The sequence below is a fragment of the Streptomyces sp. WELS2 genome (assembly GCF_013870595.1).
Taxonomy (GTDB): domain Bacteria; phylum Actinomycetota; class Actinomycetes; order Streptomycetales; family Streptomycetaceae; genus Streptomyces.
On the sequence record NZ_JACBWZ010000895.1, the window covers coordinates 1 to 2,364 of the forward strand.

Annotated in this window: 4 protein-coding genes; all 4 read right to left on the reverse strand. The window is 70.1% G+C overall.

Annotated elements, in window-relative coordinates; all coding sequences use genetic code 11:
• Positions 1–20 precede the first annotated feature (20 nt).
• The gene (locus H5J33_RS31405) at positions 21–1,082 is read right to left on the reverse strand and encodes an NAD-dependent epimerase/dehydratase family protein (RefSeq protein ID WP_181798150.1); all 1,062 of its coding nucleotides are present in this window, start codon (positions 1,080–1,082) and stop codon (positions 21–23) included.
• A 228-nt stretch (positions 1,083–1,310) separates the two neighbouring features.
• Entirely contained in the window at positions 1,311–1,409 is a 99-nt protein-coding gene (locus H5J33_RS31410) for a 30S ribosomal protein bS22 (protein ID WP_003948845.1), read from the reverse strand.
• Between the two features lie 136 nt (positions 1,410–1,545).
• Positions 1,546–1,758 carry a helix-turn-helix domain-containing protein gene (locus tag H5J33_RS31415; RefSeq protein WP_121791081.1) on the reverse strand — a complete coding sequence of 71 codons (213 nt, stop codon included), beginning with the start codon at positions 1,756–1,758 and terminating at the stop codon, positions 1,546–1,548.
• Positions 1,759–1,887: 129 nt separating this feature from the next.
• A partial coding sequence (locus H5J33_RS31420) for a phosphatase (RefSeq protein WP_181798151.1) occupies positions 1,888–2,364 on the reverse strand: 477 nt, incomplete at its 5' end.

Below are 2,364 nucleotides of genomic sequence, written 5' to 3' on the forward strand. Positions count from 1 at the left end.
TCCGCCATCGTTGCCGCTCCTCAGTTGGCGCTGTGCGTCTGGAGGTGGCCGGCCGCCCTCGCGGACAGCGCGGCGACCCGGTCGACGGCCCCGGCGAGGGTCTGAGGCGGCAGCAGCCCCGGGCCCAGCGCGTGCGCGAAGTCCGCGAACGTCTCGGCCGTCGTGTAGCGGGGGGTGAAGCCCAGCGTCTCGCGCATCTGGCCGGTGTCCACCACCCGTCCGTGGGTGAGCAGCCGGATCTGCTCCGGTGAGAAGTCCGTCATACCGAGCGTACGCACCAGGGACCCGGCCCAGGTGACCGCGGGCAGCAGCAGCGGCACGGTGGGCCGCCCCAGCCGTCGGGAGCACTGCGACAGCAGCAGCACGCCGTCCCCGGCGATGTTGAAGGTGCCGCTGTTGAGGGTGGACCGGCGCGGCTCGTGGGAGGCGATCCGCAGCACCTCGACGACGTCGTCCTCGTGCACGAACTGCAGCCGCGGGTCGTAGCCGAACACGGTCGGCAGGACGGGCAGCGAGAAGTAGGAGGCGAGCGGGGTGTCCACGGTGGGGCCGAGGATGTTGGCGAACCGCAGCACGCACACGGCGACGTCCGGCCGCCGCCGCGCGAACCCGCGCACATACCCCTCCACCTCGACGGTGTCCTTGGCGAAACCGCCGCTGGGCAGCGACTTGGGCGGGGTCGTCTCGGTGAACACGGCCGGGTCGCGCGGCGCCGAGCCGTAGACGTTCGTGCTGGACTTCACCACCAGCCGGCGCACGGCCGGCGACTTCTGGCAGGCACCGAGCAGCTGCATGGTGCCGATGACGTTGGTCTCCTTGACCGTGGCCCGGCTGCCGCCGCCCAGCGCGGTGCCGGTCACGTCCAGGTGGACGACCGTGTCGGCGCCCGACTCGGCGAGCACGCGGGCGATGGTCGGCTGCCGGATGTCGGTCTGGACGAAGTCGGCCCCGCCCAGATGGTGCTCGGGCGGCACGGCGTCCACGCCGATCACCCGGTCCACCTCCGGGTCCCGCTGGATCCGCCGCACGAACCGGCCGCCCAGTTGCCGGGCCACTCCGGTGACGAGCACGACCCTTCCCAAGATCGCCGCCTCCCTCCCGCGTATCCGGTATCCCGCGTTCCCCGTGTGCGGCCAACCTAGCCGGTCGGCGGTGCGGTGGGAGGGCCCCAGGTGGGCGGGGGAACGGAATTTCCCCCGTCGGCACATGTCCGGAACATGCCTGTGGCCCCCCACCACTGCCGGTGGGGGGCCACAGGTGTCACGCTCTCGCGGCGTCGCTCACGGACACCCGCTTGCGCGGGGGACCGCTTACTTCTTGTTGCGACGCTGAACGCGCGTGCGCTTGAGCAGCTTGCGGTGCTTCTTCTTGGCCATCCGCTTGCGCCGCTTCTTGATAACAGAGCCCACGACTACCCTCGCTCACTTCTCATCACTCGGTTGTTTGGGCGCCATGGGCCCACACGACCTACGAGGGGCTAGCCTACCCAACCGAGCGCCGAGGTCGTAATCGAGGGGGTCCCCGCCGGTCACCCGGGGGTCGCCGTCAGGCCGTCTCCACCCCCACATAGCTGTCGCGGAGGTATTCGTGTACCGCTTGTTCCGGGACGCGGAAGGACCGCCCCACCCGGATCGCGGGCAGATGACCGCTGTGCACCAGGCGGTACACGGTCATCTTGGACACTCGCATCACCGAGGCGACTTCCGCCACGGTAAGGAACTGAACCTCGTTCAGAGGCCTCTCGCCAGCTGCAGCCATGACACACCTGAACCTTCCGCACTCGACGGCCACCGGCTTCCCCTTCCGGTGACTCTTCGTCGTTGCGTGCTCACTCCCCAGACTAGGGGCGGGTGATGCGAGTGGGGAAGAGGTGCACCCATCGGCGGCCTACTGTGACAGGCAGGCCCGATTGAGCACGTAGCGGGTCAGCGGCCGGTAGTGAGCAGACCGCACTGCGTCATCAACCGGAACGACGACGGCCACCCTTCCCTCGGCCTCGCCGACGAACGGCGCCGGATCGTCGGTGTCGGCCAGACCGATGGCCTCGAACCCCAGCTGACCTGCGCCGCAGACCCATCCGTGATCGCCGATCACCAGCTCGGGCAGCGGCCCGCCGGCCTGTGCGGCGGCCTCCAGCGCGACCCGAACCGGCAGGGGTGAGTGGCTGTGGGCACCCGGCTCACAACCGGGGCGCCCGCTCGCCGGTTCCCGCACCAGGGCAACCCCTCGTACGTAGTCGAGACGATGCGGACGTAGGCCGAACCGGGTCAATATGTCGACACAACGACCCTGCGCAGGGGTGAGGACCTCACATCCCGCCGTTGACAGCGCGTCCGCCAGACCGGCGTAGAAACCGAGCAGCCG

Excerpts from the sequence above, each read along its gene's own strand:
- H5J33_RS31415 (WP_121791081.1), bottom strand. The coding sequence starts at position 1,758 with ATGGCTGCAGCTGGCGAGAGGCCTCTGAACGAGGTTCAGTTCCTTACC.